The organism is Bradyrhizobium uaiense (genome assembly GCF_010811875.1).
Taxonomy (GTDB): domain Bacteria; phylum Pseudomonadota; class Alphaproteobacteria; order Rhizobiales; family Xanthobacteraceae; genus Bradyrhizobium; species Bradyrhizobium uaiense.
On sequence record NZ_VKHP01000121.1, the window covers coordinates 1 to 20,784 of the forward strand.

At 64.0% G+C, this 20,784-nt stretch carries 16 protein-coding genes; 7 read left to right on the top strand and 9 right to left on the bottom strand.

The window, feature by feature from the left end; translation table 11 throughout:
- Positions 1–305: 305 nt before the first annotated feature.
- The gene (locus FNJ47_RS25860; RefSeq protein WP_163158175.1) at positions 306–2,006 is read right to left on the bottom strand and encodes an AMP-binding protein; all 1,701 of its coding nucleotides are present in this window, start codon (positions 2,004–2,006) and stop codon (positions 306–308) included.
- 147 nt (positions 2,007–2,153) lie between these two features.
- On the bottom strand, positions 2,154–3,347 hold the full coding sequence (locus FNJ47_RS25865) for a serine hydrolase domain-containing protein (RefSeq protein ID WP_163158177.1): 1,194 nt from the start codon (positions 3,345–3,347) through the stop codon (positions 2,154–2,156).
- Between the two features lie 349 nt (positions 3,348–3,696).
- Between FNJ47_RS25865 and FNJ47_RS25870 the strand changes: the two genes are divergently transcribed.
- Positions 3,697–4,020: a hypothetical protein gene (locus FNJ47_RS25870; protein ID WP_163158179.1), complete on the top strand. Its 324-nt coding sequence runs from the start codon at positions 3,697–3,699 to the stop codon at positions 4,018–4,020.
- Positions 4,021–4,171: 151 nt separating this feature from the next.
- Positions 4,172–5,668, top strand: coding sequence for an NAD-dependent succinate-semialdehyde dehydrogenase (locus FNJ47_RS25875; protein WP_163158181.1), 1,497 nt, complete (start codon positions 4,172–4,174; stop codon positions 5,666–5,668).
- 235 nt (positions 5,669–5,903) lie between these two features.
- On the opposite strand, the gene FNJ47_RS25880 is transcribed toward FNJ47_RS25875, so the two are convergent.
- From FNJ47_RS25880 to FNJ47_RS25890, 3 genes are read right to left on the bottom strand one after another with little or no spacing between them, the layout of a single operon-like run.
- Positions 5,904–6,653, bottom strand: a complete 750-nt coding sequence (locus FNJ47_RS25880) for an SDR family oxidoreductase (protein WP_163158183.1) — start codon at positions 6,651–6,653, stop codon at positions 5,904–5,906.
- A 48-nt stretch (positions 6,654–6,701) separates the two neighbouring features.
- A complete protein-coding gene (locus tag FNJ47_RS25885; protein ID WP_163158185.1) occupies positions 6,702–7,670 on the bottom strand; it encodes an MBL fold metallo-hydrolase in 969 nt (322 codons plus the stop codon).
- A 7-nt stretch (positions 7,671–7,677) separates the two neighbouring features.
- Positions 7,678–8,502 (bottom strand): alpha/beta fold hydrolase, encoded by an 825-nt coding sequence (locus tag FNJ47_RS25890; RefSeq protein ID WP_163158187.1) that lies wholly within the window; start codon positions 8,500–8,502, stop codon positions 7,678–7,680.
- 125 nt (positions 8,503–8,627) lie between these two features.
- Here FNJ47_RS25890 and FNJ47_RS25895 point away from each other — a divergent pair, with 125 nt between their 5' ends.
- The 3 genes from FNJ47_RS25895 to FNJ47_RS25900 all read left to right on the top strand — a co-directional run bounded on the left by FNJ47_RS25895 (position 8,628) and on the right by FNJ47_RS25900 (position 12,485).
- Positions 8,628–9,527 (top strand): LysR substrate-binding domain-containing protein, encoded by a 900-nt coding sequence (locus tag FNJ47_RS25895; protein ID WP_163158214.1) that lies wholly within the window; start codon positions 8,628–8,630, stop codon positions 9,525–9,527.
- Between the two features lie 491 nt (positions 9,528–10,018).
- Positions 10,019–10,432 (top strand): hypothetical protein, encoded by a 414-nt coding sequence (locus FNJ47_RS50565; RefSeq protein ID WP_206685351.1) that lies wholly within the window; start codon positions 10,019–10,021, stop codon positions 10,430–10,432.
- 58 nt (positions 10,433–10,490) lie between these two features.
- Complete coding sequence (locus tag FNJ47_RS25900; protein WP_347341713.1) at positions 10,491–12,485, top strand: TonB-dependent receptor; 1,995 nt, start codon at positions 10,491–10,493, stop codon at positions 12,483–12,485.
- Between the two features lie 61 nt (positions 12,486–12,546).
- On the opposite strand, the gene FNJ47_RS25905 is transcribed toward FNJ47_RS25900, so the two are convergent.
- Both FNJ47_RS25905 and FNJ47_RS25910 read right to left on the bottom strand, forming a co-directional pair.
- Entirely contained in the window at positions 12,547–14,151 is a 1,605-nt protein-coding gene (locus tag FNJ47_RS25905; protein ID WP_165445862.1) for a sensor domain-containing diguanylate cyclase, read from the bottom strand.
- A gap of 142 nt (positions 14,152–14,293) precedes the next feature.
- The gene (locus tag FNJ47_RS25910) at positions 14,294–15,193 is read right to left on the bottom strand and encodes an amino acid ABC transporter substrate-binding protein (RefSeq protein WP_163158191.1); all 900 of its coding nucleotides are present in this window, start codon (positions 15,191–15,193) and stop codon (positions 14,294–14,296) included.
- 150 nt (positions 15,194–15,343) lie between these two features.
- On the opposite strand from FNJ47_RS25910, the gene FNJ47_RS25915 reads away from it, so the two are divergent.
- Together FNJ47_RS25915 and FNJ47_RS25920 are read left to right on the top strand one after the other, a co-directional pair.
- Positions 15,344–16,027 (top strand): GntR family transcriptional regulator, encoded by a 684-nt coding sequence (locus FNJ47_RS25915; protein WP_347341712.1) that lies wholly within the window; start codon positions 15,344–15,346, stop codon positions 16,025–16,027.
- The gene (locus FNJ47_RS25920; RefSeq protein ID WP_163158195.1) at positions 16,024–17,394 is read left to right on the top strand and encodes an FAD-dependent oxidoreductase; all 1,371 of its coding nucleotides are present in this window, start codon (positions 16,024–16,026) and stop codon (positions 17,392–17,394) included. The genes FNJ47_RS25915 and FNJ47_RS25920 overlap by 4 nt, the downstream gene beginning before the upstream one ends.
- On the opposite strand, the gene FNJ47_RS25925 is transcribed toward FNJ47_RS25920, so the two are convergent.
- Positions 17,391–19,544, bottom strand: a complete 2,154-nt coding sequence (locus tag FNJ47_RS25925; RefSeq protein WP_163158197.1) for an SLC26A/SulP transporter family protein — start codon at positions 19,542–19,544, stop codon at positions 17,391–17,393. The two genes, FNJ47_RS25920 and FNJ47_RS25925, sit on opposite strands and share 4 nt — an antisense overlap.
- A gap of 218 nt (positions 19,545–19,762) precedes the next feature.
- The gene (locus tag FNJ47_RS25930) at positions 19,763–20,596 is read right to left on the bottom strand and encodes an alpha/beta fold hydrolase (RefSeq protein ID WP_163158200.1); all 834 of its coding nucleotides are present in this window, start codon (positions 20,594–20,596) and stop codon (positions 19,763–19,765) included.
- Positions 20,597–20,784 lie beyond the last annotated feature (188 nt).

Here is a 20,784-nt window from a genome sequence, read left to right on the forward strand (position 1 = left end):
CGCTCGCCGCCGCCGAGGTGATCCAGCACATCGGCGCCCGGCCGCTGGTGTCGCTGAAGGATCTGGCGAAGCAGCAGGGGCTGCTGGTTTAAGCCGCCTCTTGCCTCGCCCCGCTTGCGGGGAGAGGCGTAGGCCGCCTTTGGCGGCCGTCCCCAAGAACGCCGGAGCAAAGCTCCGGCTATGATGCATCGCGAGATGCGTTCCGGGTGAGGGGGTGCAGGTCTCACCCCGGTCACAACTCGCGGAAGCAGCCCCTCACCCCAGCCCTCTCCCCGCAAGAGCGGGGCGAGGGAGAAGAAAGGACCTCACGCCGTCTTCGCCGCCTTCAATCCCAGCCGCTGCTCCACCGCGTCGCGCATCACGAATTTCTGGATCTTTCCCGTCACCGTCATCGGGAACTCGTCGACGAACTCGACATAGCGCGGGACCTTGTTGTGGGCGATCTGGCCGTGGCAGAAGGCGCGGACCTCGTCGGCGGTCAGCGTCTCACCGGCCCTGACCCTGACCCAGGCGCACAGCTCCTCGCCATAGCGCTGATCGGCGACGCCGAAGATCTGCACGTCCTGGATCTTCGGGTGGCGGTAGAGGAATTCCTCGATCTCCCTGGGATAAAGGTTCTCGCCGCCGCGGATCACCAGATCCTTGATGCGGCCGACGATGTTGCAATAGCCTCCGTCGTCAATGACGGCGAGATCGCCGGTGTGCATCCAGCCATTGGCGTCGAGCACCTCGCCGGTCTTTTCCTTCTCGTCCCAATAGCCGAGCATCACGCTGTAGCCGCGGGTGCAGAGCTCGCCGCGTTCGCCGCGCGGCACCACATGGCCGTCGAGATCGACCACCTTGACCTCGACATGCGGATGGATGCGGCCGACGGTGGAGACGCGGCGTTCCAAGGGATCGTCGGTCGCGCTCTGGAAGCTCACCGGGCTGGTCTCGGTCATGCCGTAGGCGATCGTCACCTCGCGCATGTTCATCTCGGTGTTGACGCGCTTCATCACCTCGATCGGGCAGGGCGCGCCGGCCATGATGCCGGTGCGCAGCGACGACAGATCGAACCGCGAAAATTCCGGATGGTCGAGCTCGGCGATGAACATCGTCGGCACGCCGTACAGCGTCGTGCATTTCTCCTGCGCGACCGTGGTCAGCGTCGCCAGCGGATCAAAACCTTCGCCGGGATAGACCATGGTGGTGCCGAGCGTAACGGAAGCGAGGTTGCCCATCACCATGCCGAAGCAGTGATAGAGCGGCACCGGAATGCAGATGCGGTCCTGTTCGGTCAGCCGCATGGCGCGGCCGGTGAAATAGCCGTTGTTGAGGATGTTGTGGTGGGTCAGCATCACGCCCTTGGGCGAGCCCGTGGTGCCGCTGGTGAATTGAATATTGACGGGATCGTCGAACTGCAGGCTGTCGCCGAGCGCCGCGAGCTGCTCGCGATGGCGCTCGCCGCCCATCTGCGCGACCTGCTCGAACGGAATGGTGCCTGATGCGGCCGGTCCACCGATCTGGATCACGGCGCGCAGTTGCGGCAGCCGCGCCGATCGCAATTGGCCGGGCTCCGAACTCGCAAGCTCCGGCAGCAACGTGTTGATCATCTCCATATAGGCCGAGGTCTTGAATGCGGTCGCGGTCACGATCGCGGCGCAGCCGACCTTGCGCAGCGCGAATTCGAGCTCGCTCAGCCGATACGCAGGGTTGATGGTGACGAGGATCAGTCCGGCTTTCGCGGCGGCGAATTGCGTCAGCGTCCATTCCGGCCGGTTCAGCGACCAGATGCCGATCCGCTCGCCGCGTTGCAGGCCGAGCGCGAGGAAGCCCGCCGCCACCGCCTCGACCCGCTTGGCGAATTCGTTCCAGGTCCAGCGCACATTGTGGCTGGGCGAGACCAGCGCCTCGCGCTCGCCCCAGTGCGCGCGTGCGCGATCGAGGCTGCGGCCGATGGTTTCACCGAGCAGCGGCGTATCGGAAATGCCGCAGACATAGCTCTCTGCCTTGGGGGTGGGTGCCAAGATCGTCCTCCTCGTGGTCGTGTTCGTGCCGCCGCGCTTTTTTGCGCGATCTTAGTCGTTTGACGCCGACGGGACAGGCCCGACCTATGGCGGGTATGAAAAATCCCTCCCCGCGAGGGGAGGGATTTTCCTTGCTTGACTGGAACCTTACGCCGCCCGTTGCCCGCTGCCGGCGTCGAGCCCGGCATAGATGCCCTTCTCGAAGCCTGCGAAGGCTTCCAGGCTGTGCTTGTCGGCGAACGGCAATAGCTGGGTCAGGATCACGCCGCAGACGTCGCGCGCCGGATCGATCCAGTAATAGGTGTTGGCAAGGCCGGCCCAGGCGAGGCTGCCGGCGCTGCGGCCTTCCGGCGTCTTGGCGGTGTTGATCAGGAAGCTCAGTCCCCACTTCTTGACGATGTCGGGATAGAGATCGACGTCGTTGGTGTACATCGGCGCCGCGGTCGGCATCTTCTCGACCGTGAGTTCGCCGATATGGTTCTGCCCCATCGTCGCGACGGTCTCGGCCTTCAGCACCTGGTTGCCGTTGCCTTTGCCCTTGTTGAGGATCATCTGGCAGAACTTGATGTAGTCGGCCGCGGTCGAATACAGGCCGCCGCCACCCATGTGGAATTCAGGGTTCTGCTCGAGCTCGAACGGGATCGCCGCCAGCGTGCCGTCCTCGCCGCGCGCATGCATGCCGACCAGCCGCTTGCGCATGTCGTCGGAGATCTTGAACGCGGTGTCGCTCATGCCGAGCGGCGCGAACATGTTGTCGCGCAGGTAGGCATCGAGCTTCTTGCCGGATGCCGCTTCCACTGCCTTGCCGACGAAATCGATATTGGTGCCGTATTCCCAGCGCGTGCCGGGATCGGTCATGATCGGCGTCTTCAACGCCGCGTTCAGGCAGGTGATGATGCCGGGCGTGCCGGTCTTTTCCAGGTATTTGCCGAGATTGACGTCCCACATGTCGTAGGCGAAGCCGGCGGTGTGGGTCATGAGCTGGCGCAGCGTGATCGGTTTTTTCGCCGGGCGCAGCTGCGGCTCGCCCTTGGCGTCGAAGCCGTCGAGCACCTGCACCGCTGCGAGATCGGGCAACAGCTTGCCGATCGGCTCGTCGAGTGAGAGCTTGCCCTGCTCGACGAGCTGCATCGCGCCCGCCGAGGTCACCGCCTTGGTCATCGAGGCGATCCAGAACACGCTGTCGGCTGTCATCGGATCGCTCTTGGAGAGGTCGCGCTTGCCGAACGCGCCTTCATAGATCACGTCCTTGCCGGTCGCCGCGACTGCGACGACACCGGGAATCTCCTTTGCCTCGCTCTTCTGCCGCAATACCTGATCGATCTGAGCCTTGCTCTGCATTGGGGGCGTCCTCCGGTGGGGTTTATTGTTTTGAAGTGGGCGGGATCATCCTCCCGCTTTTCCGCTCCCGCAAGGCGGCCGCGCGGCGATGATGTCGCGATGTCGTGAAGCCGAGCTGCACAGGAGCGGCCCACGCTGAGAGGGCATTCACCACGCGCGCAGATTTTGCGGTGGACTCCGCGCCTGTCCCGATGACCCCGGAAGGCGGCCACGGTAACGTGATCGGCAGATTGATTTTCGTACCTGTTTTTTTGCATTAACGCATTCAGATCGCTGCATAAACGGTGCGGCGAATTGGGATGGATTTGATGAAAAGATTCGTCATTTCGCGCCTTGCGGGGACGCAGCAATGATTTCGACATGGAGTGAATGGAAGCGCTATCCGCGGCCGGGCCGCGGCGAGAATATCGAGGCGCCGATCAGCCCAGGTCTCTACGAGGTCCGCTACGCAGGTACCGGTGCGCTGCACTCATTCGAGGCAGTCGACAATGTTGCGCAGGCGCTGGCGCTGCTGGAGAGCGGCACCAAATCCTGGTTCGGCCGCCGCGATGCGCGGGCGCAGGCTGATCTCGAATACCGGACCTGCGCAACCTCGACCAAGGCGGATGCCAAGGCCGCGGCCGAGCGCATGATCGGACGCCGCGAAACCTACATGTCGGGCGGGGCTGTCTGAGCGCCGACCCGCACCGGCGCATGAAGAAAGTTCGTGCGCCAGCCCTCAATATTGCTTGAAGCAGGGTCGCGCCTGTCGCCGGTGCATCGCGGCGGCTTTCCGCTTATATAGGCGGCGAATACCCTTCCAAAGAAATTCCAGGAGTAACGCCATGACCCCGCCCGTTGCCGCACGCGCCACGCCATCCGCAGCATCCTCCCTGCAAGGCCGCCTGAAGGACCCGTCGCTGCTGCGCGACCGCTGCTATATCGACGGCGCCTGGGTCGGCACCCCCGAATTCGCCGTCAACAATCCGGCGACCGGCGTCGAGCTGATCAAGATCGCGCAGATGGGCGCCGATGATGCCACCAAAGCCGTCGAGGCCGCGCAGCGCGCGTTTCCGGCCTGGGCCAAGCTGACCGCAAAACAGCGCTCCAACATCCTGCGCAAATGGTTCGACCTGATCATCGCCAATCGCGAGGATCTCGCGCTGATCCTGACCTCGGAGCAGGGCAAGCCGTTGGCGGAAGCGCTCGGCGAAGTCGATATCGGCGCGGCCTATGTCGAGTTCTTCGCGGAGGAGGCCCGCCGCGTCTATGGCGAGACGATCCCCACTCAGCGTCCGGATGCGCGTCTGCTCGCGATCCGGCAACCGATCGGCGTCTGCGGCGCCATCACGCCGTGGAATTTCCCGAACTCGATGATCACGCGAAAAGTGTCGCCGGCGCTGGCGGCCGGCTGCACCGTGGTGCTGAAGCCCGCCAACGAGACGCCGTTGTCCGCGCTCGCGCTGGCGGTACTGGCCGAGAAGGCCGGCGTGCCGAAGGGCGTGCTCAACATCATCACCGGTGATGCGCCGCCGATCGGCCAGGTGCTGTGCGAGCATCCGGCGGTGCGGTTCGTCGGCTTCACCGGTTCGACCAATGTCGGCAAGATCCTGTACCGGCAGGCATCGGTCGGCGTGAAGAAGCTCGGCCTCGAGCTCGGCGGCAACGCGCCGTTCGTGGTGTTCGACGATGCCGATATCGACGCTGCGGTCGAAGGCGCCATCGTCTCGAAGTATCGCAACATGGGCCAGACCTGCGTCTGCGCCAACCGTCTCTACGCGCAGGACAGGATCTACGACCAGTTCGTCGAGAAGCTGTCGAAGAAGGTCGCCGAGATGAAGATCGGCGACGGCACGGAGGCCGGCGTGACCCAGGGACCGCTGATCAACATGAAGGCGATCGAAAAGGTCGAGCGGCACATCGCCGACGCCGTGAAGGGCGGCGCCAAGATCGTGACTGGCGGCAAGCGCTCGGCACTCGGCCGCAGCTTCTTCGAGCCGACCGTGCTGTCGGACGTGAGACCCGACGCGCTGGTGGCGCAGGAGGAGACGTTCGGCCCGCTCGCGCCTGTCATCCGCTTCAAGGACGAGGCCGATGTGATCGCGATGTGCAACGCCTCGCCGTTCGGCCTCGCCTCCTACTTCTACTCGCGTGACATCGGCCGCGTCTGGCGCGTCGCCGAAGCGCTGGAGTCGGGCATGGTCGGCGTCAACTCCGGCCTGATCACCACCGAGGTCGCCCCGTTCGGCGGCGTCAAGGAATCGGGCCTCGGCCGCGAGGGCTCGCGCCACGGCATGGACGAGTATGTCGAGATCAAATACGTGATGATGGCCGGCGTCTGATGCGCTGATCTCTATGCCGCCACTCAAAGAGCGGGTCGATCGCGGTTTAAGAACGAGTCGGTTGGTGCGAATGCACGTCTGCAATCAACAGTCGACGCGCGAGTAGAACAAGCTTCTATATCGCGCGCATTCCAACGCGCGCAGAAGAACGTTTTGCTAGAAATGAATTCGACCTGGTCGGGCAGTCGATCCTCGCTTACGAGGCTCGACTGCCCACCAGGGCGTCTCGTCGAGGTCAGACCTGTGCGAAGCCGCCGTCAACGAACAGTTCCGCGCCATTCACGAACGAGCTCTTGTCGGATGCTAGGAATAGAACTGCCTCAGCGATCTCGCTCGGCAGCCCTACCCTTCCGGTCGGCGCTACATCGCTGTGACCTTTCAAGAAGCCAGCCATCTGGTCTTCGGTCATGCCGAAACCGTCGTAGGCCGGCGTCGGCACCGTACCTGGGCTCACGACGTTTACGCGAATTTTCCTATCTCTCAGATCGACGCTCCAGCCGCGTGCAAACGACCTGATCGCGGCCTTGGTCGCTGCGTACACGCTGAACGCCGGAGTTCCTTTTATGGCCGCGATCGAAGCGTTCAGCACGATCGCAGATCCCTCGCCCATGAGGGGCAGGGCCTTCTGTACGGTGAACAGGGTTCCACGCACGTTGACGCCAAAAGTCTTGTCGAAGTGGGCCTCGGTTATCGTCCCTAAAGGGGCGAATTCGCCGAGGCCAGCATTTGCGAAGAGAATATCCAAGCGTCCCTTGACCTCCTTGATCTCCTCGAAGAGGCGATCAAGGTCGCCGAGATTGGCAATATCGCCCCTAATGCCCTTGGCGTTCGATCCGATCGCCGCGACAGCATTCTCGAGTTCTGCCTGTCGCCTTCCCGTAATGAAGACAAACGCACCTTCCTTCGCGAACAGCTTGGCAGTTTCTAACCCGATGCCGCTGCTACCTCCGGTGATCAGCGCGATCTTTCCTGACAATCGATCCATGTCGGCCTCCGGTTTCGGAGTGATTGGTGAATCCGATGTCGCTTGCGGTCACACGCCTTCGTAGACCAGTCGGGTGAAGAAGGCGGGATCGATGACGAAGTTGCCGAATTTGGCGTCGAAGGCGGCTGTCGGTTTGGCCGCGACCGTCTCGTCGCGCGAGCGCCCCTGCTTCTTGAGGGCGGCTACGTTGTCGCGGATGCCCGCCAGCATGTCGCGGAATTCGCGGAGCTCGGCCCTCGTGCCGAGCGCCTTGCCGTGGCCGGCGATGATGATGGTCTCGTCGTTGGTCGCCGCGAGATTGGCATCGGAGGCTGCGATCATCCCGTCGATGCTTCCGCCGGTCGAATAGTCGATGAACGGATAGATGCCGTTCCAGAACGTATCGGCTAGATGCGCGACATTCGCTTCGGGAAACGTCACGGAGATGTCGCTGTCGGTATGCGCCTGACCGTAGTGTTTGAGGGCGATCGTCGAGCCATTGAGCTTGAGGCTGCGCTCGTCGGCGAACGTTTCGGTCGGAAGTCCAGCCGGCGACAGCGCGAGGAAATTGTAGTCCCATTCCTCCACGCGCTGCACCTGGGACAGGTATTTGCGCGTGTTGTCCTGGGCGAGGATCTTCGCGCCGGCCGCGTTGAGCCAGGCGTTGCCGTCGGTATGGTCAAAATGCCAATGGGTGTTGATCAGGTGCGTGATCGGCTCGGCACCGAGTTCAGCAAGGGCCTTCGTCATTTGCGGGCGGGAGACGGCGATGCCGGCGTCGATCAGCACCTTGCCATCGGGACCCGTCAGCACGGCTACGGTCCCGCCGGAGCCTTCGAGCGCACAGATGTTGCCGCGCAGCTTGTGCGTGACGATCGGCGCCGAGGCGGCGCTGTCTTTGATCAGGCTGACGATGCCGCGCGCCTCAGCGAAGGCCTGTCGCGGCGTCAGCCAGGCTCCCGCGGCTGCGGAGGCCGCGCCTGCGATGCAGCACAGACAGAAGCCACGCCGCGATATGGAATGTTGTCTCGAGATCATGGCGGCCTCAGCTCTCGATGAACGCGAGAAGATCGGCGTTGATGGTCTCGGCCTGCGTGGTCGGCATGCCGTGCGGAAAGCCCTTGTAAGTCTTGAGCGTGCCGTTCTTCAGAAGCTTGGCGGACAGCGGTCCGGCATCGGCGTAAGGAACGATCTGATCGTCCTCGCTGTGCATCACCAGTACCGGGATGGTGATCTTCCCCAGGTCGGCGGTGAAATCGGTCTGCGAGAATGCAACGATTCCGTCGTAGTGGGCCTTGGCGCCGCCCATCATGCCCTGGCGCCACCAGTTCTGGATGGTCGCCTCCGAGGGCTTCGCGCCCGGTCGGTTGTAGTTGTAGAAAGGTCCCGCCGCCACGGCGCGATAGAACTCCGAGCGGTTCGTGGCGAGCTGCGCCTGGAAGTCGTCGAACACTTCCTTGGGAAGTCCGCCCGGATTGGCGTCGGTCCTCACCATCAGCGGCGGCACCGCGCTGATGATGGCTGCCTTGGCGACGCGGTTGTCGCCGTGACGCGCGAGGTAGCGCACCACTTCGCCGCCGCCCGTCGAATGACCGACATGGATCGCGTTCTGCAGTTCGAGCTGACCCGTGACCGCCGCGAGGTCGTCAGCGTAGTGGTCCATGTCGTGACCGTCGCCGACCTGGGAGGAGCGACCATGGCCGCGCCTGTCGTGAGCGATGACGCGATAGCCCTTACCGAGGAAGAAGAGCAGTTGCGCGTCCCAGTCGTCGGCCGACAGCGGCCACCCGTGACTGAAGACGATCGGCTGTCCCTTGCCCCAATCCTTGTAGAAGATCTCGACGCCATCTTTGGTCGTGACGGTGCTCATCGTTGAACTCCCGTTTTCTGCGGCCGATCGGACCGGACTTCTTCACGGGTACCGCGTTGCAGCGCGGCTGTGCAGCCCGTAAGATCGAGAAGGAACTTCCCAAAGTTCGGAAAGGTGAGCCTTCCGTGGACCGCCTTGAAGCGATGTCGGTGATCATCGCCGTGACCGAGACAGGCAGCATCTCGGCCGCTTCGCGTCGCCTAAAATCCCCGGTCGCCACCGTCAGCCGCAAAGTCGCCGAGCTGGAATCCAGGCTGAAGGCCCAGTTGTTTCAGCGGACCTCCCGTCGGATGACGCTGACGGATGCCGGACGGTCTTATATCGACGCCTGCAAGCGCATAATCGAGCAGGTCGACGACGCCGAACGGGAGGTGTCGGGGGAGTACCGAATTCCTAAGGGGGGCTTGGCCGTGACGGCGCCATGGGGTCTCGGCCATACGCATCTGGTGCCGTCGGCCATCGAGTTTCTCCAGGCCTACCCCGAGATCTCGCTACGGCTGATGTTGACCGATCGCGTAGTGAATACGACCGAGGAGGATATCGATATCGCGATACGGGTCGGGGCGCTGCCCGACAGCGGCATGATCGCGACCCGGATCGGTTCGATCCGCATCGTCGTTTGCGGAAGCCCTTCATACCTTGAGGCTCGGGGCCGCCCGGGGCAGCTCGCCGACCTTGCCGACCACGATTGCGTCACCATCGACGATCGCGTTGCGCCGTCCGTCTGGCGCTTCGTGCGAGGCAGTCGGGCTAAGGTAGCGCCGATCAAGTCGCGGCTGTGCGTCAACACCTCGGAAGCAGCCGTGCTGGCTGCGATCGCCGGCGCCGGATTGACACGGGTGATGTCGTACAAGATGGACGCGGCAAAGCAGGCTGGAACGCTTGCCATCGTGCTCGACGACTTCGAACCTGAGCCGCTTCCCGTCCATATCGTCTATTCGCCGCGCAAGCCCGTACCGATGAAGCTGCGAGCATTCCTGAATTGGATGACGCCGCGCCTCAAGACGCGGCTGGCGCTGGACTGACCTTCCGGCCGCCAGCGCTCAGCCGCCTGCTGCCTCGTCCGTGGGAACCGGGACGTCCTGGAGGCGGAGGATCGATGCAGAAGAGCGCTGCGGGCGCGAAGGCATACAGGGAATTCGCGGCCCACGATCGGTCGGAAGGCTGGAATGCCTGGGTGACCTTCGCCATCTCGCCTTCGGAAGCGACCGCAGCCAAGCCGCTCTTAATGTGCGAGCATAATCTCGTCGAAAATTGCGAGGCGCGAATCGATATGCTCGCGCCTCGCAGACTCTCTGCGGCGTTCTATGTGTTTCGAATTGCGTGCTGCCGGAACGTGCGCAATGCGATGAACATCGCAACAATCGATACCGCGATCTTCGATCGCTGCGCCTGCCGGCATTCAGTGCCCTGCGACAATTCACCGCGACCGCCGAATGGATCGTCCCGATCGCGTCAAGAATCTTTCTAATCTTGAAGCCGGCTATCAGAATCAAGCCGCATACGCGCGACGCCAATGCGCGAACAATCAAAGCGCAGACTCAGCCGCATCGATGTCGCGTCGCGCGGCAAGCTTGATCTCCATTCTCTTAGATGCGTTCTAGTTGGCGTCACAGCGCGTGATGCTTATGCCCCGGTGGTCGCGCTCGAACTTCTCTCGATGTTCGAGACGATGCCAAGAAAAAGACTCCGGGGACCTCATGCTTGTCACCTCAAACGTTCCGGGCGCATTTCGACTCGCGTGCGCGTCTCTCCTTCTGACTGCGGTCCCTGCGCTCGCGCAGTCGCCGGAGCAACCAGCCGCGAGCGGTGCGGCGCCGCTTCCGCCGGTCGTCGTCGCCGCGCCTCGGCATCGGGCCGCGCCGGTTCGAAGGCCGTCATCGTCGCGGTCGGCACGCTCGTCGGCATCGCCTCAGGCGAGCAGACGTGAGCACGCGGCGACGCCTGTAGCCACGCCCACCGCCGGCGCGCAGCAGGCGGCGTTGCCGGTGCCCTATATCGGTGGCCAGGTCGCGCGTGGCGGGCAACTCGGTCTGCTCGGCAACAAGGACTACATGAACACGCCGTACAGCCTGACGAGCTACACCGAGAAGACGATCCGCGATCAGCAGGCGACCAGCGTTGCCGAAGTGCTGACGAACTCCGATCCGTCGGTGCGGGCTGCGATCGGCAGCAGCAACCGTTATGACGCGCTGACCATCCGCGGCTTCCGGGTCGAGAACAGCGAAATCGCCTTGAATGGACTCTACGGTCTCGTTCCGGCCTATCGCGTCAACCCGGCTCCCATCGAGCGCATCGAGCTGCTCAAGGGACCGGCAGCGTTTCTCAACGGAATGGCCCCGCAGGGCAGCATCGGCGGCACCGTCAATGTCGTGACCAAGCGCGCCGCGGAAGACCTCACGCGCCTGACCGCCGGCTACATCTCGGATGGACGTTTCGGAACGGAGCTGGACCTCGCGCGCCGCTATGGCGAACAGAAGGAGTGGGGCGTTCGGTTTAACGGCGGGATCGATGGCGGCAACACCTCGATCGACCGTCAGGCCACGCGCAATGGCGTGGGCTCGCTCGGCGTCGACTATCGTGGAGACCGCTTTCGCTGGTCCGCGGACATCATCTCCCAGGATGACTGGATGAAGGCGGCCCAGCGCGGCTACACGCCGGTGCCCGGCATCGCCATGCCGAGCGCTCCCGATCCGCGCATCAATCTCGCGCAGCCGTTCGACCGTGCGCGGTCGCAGAGCCTGACCGGCCTGACCAGGGCTGAGTACGATCTCAGCAACAGCGTCACGGTGTTTGGCGCTGTTGGCGCCAACCAGTTCCGCTACGACAAGCAGGAAGATCCGGGCGCGACGATCCTCAACACCGCGGGCGATGCCTTGGGCACGTCCCGATTCCAGACCGGCAAGTCGGAGGGCGTCTCCGGTGAGGCGGGTGTCCGCGCGCGCTTCGACACCGGCCCCGTCGGCCATGAAGTCGTGGTCAGCGGCAGCGCGCTCGACCGGACCGACTGGCTCGGCCAGACCAATCATGCGACCTACCTCACCAACATCTACCGGCCGACCTTGTTGACCACCGCCGGCCCCCCGGTATCGACATTCCCCGAGGGCAAGTCCGGCTTCCTCGGGCTGCGCAGCGTCGGCATTGCCGACACCATCACGACAATGGGCGGCATGCTGCAAGTGATCGTGGGCGCCCGCCGGCAGCAGGTGATCGCCAACAGCTTCAGTCCCGTCAGCGGCCTGGAAACAACCCACTACGACGACAGCGCAACCTCGCCTTCGATTGCGCTGATGGTGCGGCCGATCAAGGAGCTTTCGCTCTATGCCAACTACATCGAAGGCCTGACGCCGGGGCCGACGCCGCCGTCCGGCGCGGTGAACACCAATGCGGTGTTCGCGCCCTTCAAGACGCGGCAAGTGGAAGTCGGCACGAAGCTCGATCTCGGGCGCTTCGGCGCCAGCCTCTCAGCGTTCCAGATCAGCCTGCCGAGCGGCGTGATCGATCCGATCACCAAGATCTACAGTCTCGATGGCCAGCAGAGAAACCGCGGTATCGAGCTCAATACGTTTGGCGAGGTCGCGCCCGGCGTCCGTGTGCTTGGTGGCGTGACCTGGCTCGATGCCCGGCTCACCCAGACGCAGGGCCACCTCTACGACGGCAATCGCGCGATCGGCGCGCCTGACCTGCAGGGCAATCTCGGCGTCGAATGGGATACACCCTTCGTGCCCGGCCTCACCGCGACGGCGCGTGCCATCTACACGAGCCGGGCCTATGTCAGCGCCGACAATGTCCAGAGCGTCCCCTCCTGGGCGACCTTTGACATCGGTGCGCGCTACGCGACGACGCTTGCGGGGCGTCCGACCACGTTCAGGGCGTCGCTGACCAATCTGTTCGACAAGCACTACTGGATCGGCAATCCGACCGGCTATGTGATCAGCGGCATGCCGCGGACGCTGTGGCTTTCCATGACGGTCGATTTCTAGCCGAAATGCCGAAGTCCCATCGCGCCTGCGCTCGATGGGGCAAAACCGGTTCGACGCGATGCTACTCCGCGGCGAGCTTCGCTGGGGCGGGCGGAGACCAGCACACGCAGCAATTCCGCCCCTGGGCTTTTGCCTGATACAGCGCCTGGTCGGCGGCGTTCATCAGAGCCTCGATGCCGGACATGCTGACCAGAGCCTCGGCAACTCCGATGCTGGCGGTGATCCGGAAATCGGCGTCACGCGTTCTCAGCGTTTGCGCGGCGATGCGCTTGCGTACGCGCTCGGCGACGATCCTGGCGCGCGACAGGGTGGTCTCCGGCAACACGATGGCGAATTCCTCGCCACCGACACGGCCGACAATGTCGGATTTCCGCTTGCCGTGAAGGCACGCGCTGGCCATTGCCTTGATCGCCTCGTCGCCGATTGCGTGTCCGTAGCGGTCGTTGACGTCCTTGAAGTGATCGATGTCCACCATCAGCACCGATACCGAACGGTAGTAGCGCTGGAAGCGGCTCCACTCGGCGTCCAGCGCGGCGAGGAAGTGCCGTCGATTGTAGAGACCCGTGAGCGGATCGGTTGTCGCCAGCCGCTCGAGCTGCTCCGCATTCCGGATCAGATCGGTGACATCGTAATAGGTAATCGCGCGGCCACCGCCTGCGATGGTGGTGCAATGTGCCCGAAGGCGACGGTCGTCGGGGGTCTGCAATTCACGCACATGATCGCCTGCCTTCACCTCGGCGATGCGCTTGCTCGCGAAACCGGCGAGCTCCTTCGCCGTCAGGTTCGGATCGATCGCCCGCCGCGCGCGCGTGATCAGCGAGGCATAGGACGGACGTGCCGCCGCCGCCCGTTCGTCGATCTCCCAGAACTGCCGAACCTTCTGGTTCATGAAGGTCGCCTTGAGGTCGGCATCGAGCAGCAGGACGCCGTCCTGAACAGTGTCCAGTGCATCGCGCAGCGCCCTCAGCTCGTCGGCCTGGTGGACGATATCGGTGACATCCGTGTAGCTCAGCATGCGGCCGCCGTCGGGCAGCGGAGTGCATTGCACGCGGATGACATCGCCCTTGGTACGGCGCAGATCGGCCTGGGAGCTCTCATTTCGTGTGATGCGCTCGATGCGCTCGGCGACATAGGCTTCCATCTGGTCCGCTGGGATATCGTAGGCGCCGGTGTCGCGCCCATGAAACATCAACGCGGCAAAGGACGGGTGCCGGTCTGCGACCGAATCGGGCAGCGCCCACATCTGTCGGAACGCCCGGTTGATGAAGCGGGCAATCAGCCGGGAGTCGAGCAGAACGATGCCGAGCGGCACCTGTTCGAGCGCGGCGCGCAGCGCAAGCATCTGGCTGCGCACGATGTGGTCGCCGCCGCGTTCTTCGGATGCGCTCTGCTTGGTCGCCGGCGTGTCGGCGGCCTGCTGGATTTCGAAGGTGGCCCCGATCTGCCGTTCCGATTGCCATGCCAGCTTGCAGGGCAGGATCGCCTGCTCGCTGGGGATGGAGAGCTGAAAGTGCTCGGGGACGCCAAGCGCGCTTTCCAGCTCGATCGTTGCGCCCTCGTCCGTGATGCGTCGAACGACGCAGTCGATGGTGGACTGGCCGAAGTTGAAGATGACCTTGGCGGTCAGCAGCGTGCGGCCACGGACTTTGAGATCGGGCACTGGCATGACGGCGTTTCCAAATGGACCTGCACCATTCGAAACCCGTCGATGCTACGAAGACTTAATATCTATCGCGTGATCGGGGTTCCTGCCTAACGTTCGGTTGACGCGAACCGGCGACTTTGCGGCAACTCCCACAGCGTCTCCGTCACACACCCTTGTCGTTTGGATTGGCGACGGCGTCCTTCAGCGGCGCCGTCATCGGGAAATTCAGGTTCACGTTCTTCGGCGGAATCGGCCGCGTGAACCATTTTGCGTAGAGTTCCTGGAATTCGTTGCTCTTCATCATGGCGACCAGCGTCCGGTCGACCAGCGCCTTGAACTCCGGATCGCCCTTGCGAATGATCAGCCCGTAGGGCTCGGTGCGCAGGCTGTCATCGATGATGCGCCAGTCCGCCGGATTGTGGCTGCCCGCGATCAGGCTGGCCAGCAAAATGTCGTCCATCACGAAGGCTTCGCTGCGCCCGGTGGTGAGCGCGAGGAACGATGCGGCATGATCCGGCGTCAGGATGTTCTTGGTCTGAAAGTTCTTCTCCTGGGCGCGTGCGCTCAACAGCCCGATCGAGGTTGAGCCCGAGGTCAGCGCGACCGGCCGACCGCCGAGATCCTCGAAGGTCTTGATCGGCGCGTCCTTCTGCACCACCGCGCGGATGCTCGACACGAAAATCGTGTTGCTGAAGGCGACGACCTTCTGCCGCTCCAGCGTGTTGGTCGCGGGACCGCAGACGATGTCGATGGTGCCGTTCTCGATCAGCGGTATCTGAGTGGAGAGCTGGATCGGCTGCAGCCTGGTCTGCAACGCCGGCAGCTTGAGCTCGCCCTTCACCGCATCGACGATCCGCGCGCAGAGGTCCATCGCGAAGCCGACCGGCTTCTGGTTGTCGTCGAGATAGGAGAACGGGATCGAGACGTCGCGATGCCCGAGCCGGATTTCGCCGGCGTCGCGGATCTTGGCCAGCGTACCGCCCGGCGATTGGGCCTGCGCCGGGCCGGTTGCCGTCACCGCAAGAAAACTTAAGAAAATCAATCTGTTGACGGCTCGGTTCATTAGAGGCTCGCGGGCTTTGGCAGAATTGGATACGGTAGGTCCGGATTTTATACACAGGATTGCATAATCAGAAAACCGATTTTATACAATGCTAGCCAAGTCGGATATATCGTCTTGGCCCAGCGAGAGAGAAGCCGGATGGAACCCGCAGTGACCCCAAGCCACCGAGCAGCCGGACCTCACGGTTCCGCGCCGGACACCGTGCGCGAGGCGCTGCGGGCCGCGATCAGCTCGGGCGAGCTGGCGCCCGGATTGCAGCTCCGTCAGGACGAGCTCGCCGCGCGATTCGGCACCAGCCGCATCCCGGTCCGCGAGGCGCTGCGCCAACTCGAGGCCGAGGGTTTTGTCACCTTCCTGCCCAACCGCGGCGCCGTCGTCTCCGACCTGTCGATCGATGAGGTCATCGAACTGCTCGAGATCCGCATCGCGCTCGAATGCCATGCGTTGCGATTGGCGATCCCCGCGATGGGCGAGATCGATCTCGAGGCGGCAACGAAAATCCTCCAGGCCTACGACGCCGAGCCCGATCCGGCGCAATGGGGCGCGTTCAACTGGAAATTCCACGCCACGCTCTATGCCCCATGCAATCGTCCGCGCCTGCTCAGCATGATCGAGGCGAATTACGGTCATGTCGGCCGCTTCACGCGGGCGCTGGTGTCGCAGGCGACCGGCAAGGAGCGTCCGCAACGCGAGCACTACCGGCTGCTCGAATTCTGCCGCGACGGCGAGATCAAGAAGGCGGTTCGGCTGCTGCGAGATCATATCGAGGAGACGCAGAAGACACTGCGCTCGGCGCAGCGCCAGGCGTTGCGCGATGGGGGAGACCACGTGTGAAGACCAATGACGTCGAAATCCTGGTGATCGGTGCCGGCATCGTCGGCATCGCCACGGCCTACTATCTCGCCGTCGAGCACAAGCGTGCGCGCCTGCTCATCGTCGACGAAGGCCAACCGATGGCTTTGACATCGGCGCAGTCGGGCGAGAACTACCGCAACTGGTGGCCGCATCCGACGATGGCCGATTTTACAAATCACTCCACCGATCTGATGGAGGAGATCGCGCGCCGCAGCGACAATCGCATCCACATGACGCGGCGGGGATATCTCCTGGTCACGCGCGAGGAAAAGCCCGAAGAATTGTTGCAGCAACTCTACGCCGGTTACGGTGAGCAGGCCGCAAAACTGATCCGCCTGCATGATGGAGCAGGCCGCGGCTATGTGCCGTCGGATTCGGCCGACTGGCAGAGCGCGCCCGACGGTGTCGATGTCCTGCGCGGCCGCGATCTGATCCAGACACATTATCCGAGCTTCGACAGCGAGATCTCGACGGCGCTGCATATCCGCAGGGCGGGCGACATCAGCGGCCAGCAGCTCGGCCAGTACATGCTGGAGACCATGCGTCCGCTGGGTGCGCAGTTTCAGCAGGCGAGGGTGGTCGGGATCGCGAAGACCGATCGTTTCGTTGTCGATGTGCTGGCGGACGGCGCGAGACAGACCATCAAGGCCGACATCATCGTCAACGCCGCCGGTCCGTTCGCGGCGCATGTCGCGGCGATGCATGGCGAGCAGCTTCCGATCGTCAACGTGTTGCAGCAGAAGATCGCGTTCGCCGATCGCAACCGCGCCGTCGATCGCAAGATGCCGTTCGCGATCGATCTCGACGGCCAGACGCTGGCGTGGTCCGATGACGAGCGCGAGGCGCTGTCAGCGGCTCCGGAATTTTCGCAGCTGTTGGAGCTGATGCCGGGCAGCATCCATTGCCGGCCCGATGGCGGCGATCAGGGCGAGTGGATCAAGCTCGGCTGGGCCTTCAATGTCGAGCAGACGACGGCGGCGGTCCGCGAGCCGGAGCTGAACCCTTATTTCCCTGAAGTGGTGTTGCGCGCGGCGAGCCGGTTGCAGCCACGTCTCGCGCAGTATCTCGGCGCGCTGCCGCGCGACCGCGTGCATTACGGCGGCTATTATCCGATGACGAAGGAAAACTGGCCGTTGATCGGGGCTGCGAAAACGCCGGGCGTGTTCCTCGCCACGGCGTTGTCCGGTTACGGCACGATGGGCGCCTGTGCCACCGGCGACCTCTGTGCCCGCGCCGTGGTCGGCGCACTGGCACCGGCTTTCGCGCGCAGCCTTTCGCTCGCGCGCTATGATGACCAGGTGCTGATGGATGAGCTTGCGGCAAGCGAAAGCCGGGGGCTTCTCTAGCGCCGCAACACCGCAATGGTGCGGTTCGCGAAGGTCAGCCGCTCCGCCATCACCGACACGAAATAGGTCAGCAGCTTGTGGCTGAGTTCGGGGTCCTCGTCGCGGATCGCGGCGAACTGATGGGTGTTCAGCACATAGAGCACGCTCGCCATCTCGGCCTGGATGGTCGCGCTGCGCGGGGTATGTGCGACGAGGCCCATCTCGCCGATCGTGGTGTAGCGGCCGAGGCTGCGCACCCGCGTGGTGCGGCCGTCCTCGGCGGGGATCATGATGCCGAGCCGGCCGTCGAGGATGAAGTGCATGGAATCGGCGGCGTCGCCGGCGTGCACGATGACCTCGCCGGCGTCGACCTCGATGCGCTGGCAGCGCCGGATCAGCGCGTCGGCGTCATTTTCGCTGTCGAGCATTCCCGTGAACCAGCCGCGCAGGTCGGCCTCCTCCTGCGCGAGCTCCTGGTGCTGTGCGATGATCTGGTTCTCGCACCACTCCAGTGCATGATCGAGCTCGTCGATCGCGGTGACGCCCTCGGTGATGAAATCGCTGGAGCGCAGCACCTGCTCGGCCTTGGCCGACAGATGCACCAGCACCAGCTCGACGCCGACCTCGTGCGCGCTGCGCTTGATCTGCGCGAAGCTGTAGGCCGCCGATGAATCGACGCCGGTGACGAGCTTGAAGTCGAACAGCAGGTAGCGGCACTCCGGGTGCTCGCGCAGCAGCGTCTTGACGTGCTGGTAGAGCCGGTTGGCGGAGCCGAAGAACAGATAGCTTTGCAGTGTTAGTCCCTGGATCTTGCCGCCATGGGCCGACAACACCTCGCGGTCGTCCCGCGAGCGATCCAGCGAGCTGCGATATTCCGAGCCGTCGAAGCCGTATTTGATCGCCTCGACCCGCGCCGCGCTGAGCGCAAAGGTGGCGCAGCCGATGATGACGCCGATCAGGATTCCCGGCACGAAGCCCCAGGCCACGATGATGACGATGATCGCGAGCAATGACAGATATTCGGTTCGCGACAGCCGCTTGCGCGATTCGACCATCCATTTGTGCAGCTGGTCGGCGCCGAGATAGATCAGCAGCCCGCCGAGCACGAATTTCGGCATGTAGCCGAGCAGCTGCGGCGCCACGGCCAGCATCAAAAGCGAGATCGCCGCAACCGTCAGGCCCGACAGGGGCCCCCGCCCGCCGCTGGAGAAATTGAGGATCGAGCGGCTGACCGAGATACAGCCGGCATAGCCGGCGAGCGCGCCGGTCACTATATTGGCGAAGCCTGTGATGTTGAGCTCGCGCTCGAGATTGGCCTCGCGATGCACGGCCACCTCGATGCCGGTGGTGTTGAACAGGGTGCTCGCCGCCGTGACGAAGACGACCGCGATCATGTTGCCGAGCAGGTCCGGTACCGCCGACCATGGATACTGCACCAGATCGGCCGTGTGCCACGGCAGCATGAAGGTCGATGCCGGCGGCGGCTCGAAGGTCCAGCCGGTCAGATGGGCTTCCTCGGGCGTGATGCCGATGATCCAGAACGTGAGATGCGCCACGATCACGCCACCGATCAGGATGATCGGCAGGCCGAACGGGGTGCGCGAGCGGTGCCAGGTCAGATACAGCACCAGCGCCATCGCGCAGGCGGCGCTGAGCTCGGAGATCGTGATGATATTCGTAAAATGGAAGAGCGTGCTGAGCTGAACGGGGTGGCCGGTGATGACCCTGATCGCACCCAGTACGATCAACAGGCCGGTTGCCCCGAGGAACCCGCCGACGACAGGGTAGGGCACATAGCGGATGGCGCGGCCGAACCGCGTCAGCCCGAGACAGCACAGCACGATGCCGGTGACGATGGTCGAAAGGCCGAGCGTGATCAGCACCGGTGCGAGCAGCGGCGCCGTCGGGTTGGCAGCAACGATGCGCTCGACCAGCGAGGCCATCAGGATTCCCGTCACTGCCGCGGTGGAGCTGTCGGGGCCAGCGACCGCGAAAGGCAGCGAGCTGCCGAGTGCAATGAAGGTCGCGAGCACAGCCGAGGAGATGAATGTCGCCGCGACGCCGTATGACAGATAGGGCGACAAGGGGCCGGCGAAGATCAGCAGCGCGTAGGACAGGCCGAACGTGATGCCGAGCACGCTGGCCGCACCACCACCGAGAATATCGTGCATGGCTCGCCGCGCGCGCGAGCCGAAATAAAGCGACCGACTAATCACGTTGAAAAATATCCCAAACTTACGCCGCCAGTCGTAGACGAGCGAAGCGCAGGACGACAACAGGATTTTTGTGACAAGCGGTTCTCAATACGCGCATTTTCCGCCTCCCCCGGTTGCGAGGGAGGGTGAGGGCGCGGGTTCCGGGATCGAATGTATCGATTTGATCCGGGTGCCTAACTGAGGCTGTCCATGAATGCGCGCAACCGCGGCGCCCATTTGTGCGCGTCGCGGCCCGATGCGGAGTGGCCGTAATCGCTGTCGAGCAGAAAGTAATCGGCGTCGACGCCGGCTGCCTTCAGCGCCGGCATCACCTGTTGCGCAAGCTCCGGCGGGAACAGTCTGTCGGTTCGCGACAGCACATAGAGCACCTTGGCCTTGATCCGTCCGAACTGCGCCGTCACGTCGAAGCCGCGCAGCGCCTTGCCGAGTGTCAGCAACGAATTGGCGTCGAATCCCCTGGCCCATTCCGTCGCCTCGGCGCAGATCGCGGCCTCGATCTCCGTAGGGTCGGTCAGCGTGTCGCGCAGCCGCGTTTCGATGCCGTAGGTCTTCAGCGTGGCGGTGCGGATCCGGATCATGCTTTCGAGCACGCCGCCGTGGTCGTAATAGTCGCCGCCGTTCCAGTTCGGATCCTGCGACAGCACCGCCATCAGCCGCGCGACATTGCCCTCGGCGCGCTCGCGCGGCACCAGCGGCGCGGTGACGATCGCGGCGATGCCGCGCATGGCGTCGGGATAGTTCACCGCCCATTGCAGCGCCTGGAATCCGCCGTAGGACGGGCCGACGATTGCAACGAGCTGTTCGACGCCGAGGTCATCGAGCAGCGCACGCTGGGTGGCGACGATGTCGCTGACGGTGATATCAGGGAAGCGCGGCCCGTAACGCCGGCCGGTCTGCGGATCGATGCTCGCCGCGTTGGTCGAGCCGTACGACGAGCCCAGCATGTTCGGGCAGATCGCGAAGTAGCTGTTGGTGTCGACGGCCTTGCCGGGCCGACGATCTCGCACCAGCTGCCTTCGCCGGTCGATCCACCGGGATCGATCATCTGCGGCCCGCTGGTGTTGCCGTGGGTCACAAGCACGACATTGTCGCGGTTCGGCGCCAGTGTGCCGACGGTGCGGTACGCGATGGTGACTTCGCCCAGCACGCCGCCGTTCTCCAGGCGGAAATCGGATGTCGTGAAGTGCTTCAGCTC

Coding starts and splice junctions, on each gene's coding strand:
- FNJ47_RS25865 (WP_163158177.1), bottom strand. CDS start 3,347: ATGCAGAGCAAGGCTCAGATCGATCAGGTATTGCGGCAGAAGAGCGAG.
- FNJ47_RS25870 (WP_163158179.1), top strand. CDS start 3,697: ATGATTTCGACATGGAGTGAATGGAAGCGCTATCCGCGGCCGGGCCGC.
- FNJ47_RS25875 (WP_163158181.1), top strand. CDS start 4,172: ATGACCCCGCCCGTTGCCGCACGCGCCACGCCATCCGCAGCATCCTCC.
- FNJ47_RS25880 (WP_163158183.1), bottom strand. CDS start 6,653: ATGGATCGATTGTCAGGAAAGATCGCGCTGATCACCGGAGGTAGCAGC.
- FNJ47_RS25885 (WP_163158185.1), bottom strand. CDS start 7,670: ATGATCTCGAGACAACATTCCATATCGCGGCGTGGCTTCTGTCTGTGC.
- FNJ47_RS25890 (WP_163158187.1), bottom strand. CDS start 8,502: ATGAGCACCGTCACGACCAAAGATGGCGTCGAGATCTTCTACAAGGAT.
- FNJ47_RS50565 (WP_206685351.1), top strand. CDS start 10,019: ATGCGCGAACAATCAAAGCGCAGACTCAGCCGCATCGATGTCGCGTCG.
- FNJ47_RS25905 (WP_165445862.1), bottom strand. CDS start 14,151: ATGCCAGTGCCCGATCTCAAAGTCCGTGGCCGCACGCTGCTGACCGCC.
- FNJ47_RS25910 (WP_163158191.1), bottom strand. CDS start 15,193: ATGAACCGAGCCGTCAACAGATTGATTTTCTTAAGTTTTCTTGCGGTG.
- FNJ47_RS25925 (WP_163158197.1), bottom strand. CDS start 19,544: ATGCACGATATTCTCGGTGGTGGTGCGGCCAGCGTGCTCGGCATCACG.